This window comes from Mycobacterium sp. E3198 (assembly GCF_001667015.1).
GTDB lineage: Bacteria > Actinomycetota > Actinomycetes > Mycobacteriales > Mycobacteriaceae > Mycobacterium.
This window is the reverse complement of the sequence record NZ_LZIS01000207.1, coordinates 1-510: the sequence shown is the minus strand read 5'-3', so window position 1 is coordinate 510 and position 510 is coordinate 1. Positions and strand designations below refer to the sequence as shown.

The window sequence follows — 510 nt, the reverse complement described above, 5'->3', positions numbered from 1 at the left end:
CATGTAGCTCGACGGTTTCGACGTACGCTTCCTGACCGGAACCGACGAGCACGGCCTGAAGGTCGCGCAGGCCGCCGCCGCCGAAGGGCTGCCCACCGCCGAACTGGCCCGCCGCAACTCCGACGTGTTCCAGCGGCTGCAGGAGCGGCTCGACGTCTCCTTCGACAGGTTCATCCGCACCACCGACGCCGACCACCACGAGGCGTCCAAGGAGATCTGGCGGCGGATGGCCGCCGCCGGCGACATCTACCTGGACACGTACGAGGGCTGGTATTCGGTGCGCGACGAGAGGTTCTTCGTCGAATCGGAGACCGAGGTGGTGAACGGGACGCGGATCGCCGTCGAAACCGGCACACCGGTGACCTGGACCGAGGAACAGACCTACTTCTTTCGGCTGTCGGCGTACACCGACAAGCTGCTGGCCCACTACGAGGCGAACCCCGACTTCATCGCGCCCGAGGTGCGGCGCAACGAGGTGGTCAGCTTCGTCTCCGGCGGCCTGCGCGACCT

Annotated in this window: 1 pseudogene; it reads left to right on the top strand. The window is 67.1% G+C overall.

The features are described from left to right. Positions 1–7 precede the first annotated feature (7 nt). Positions 8–510 (top strand): annotated as a pseudogene (locus A5673_RS22760) (class I tRNA ligase family protein); the annotation flags it as partial.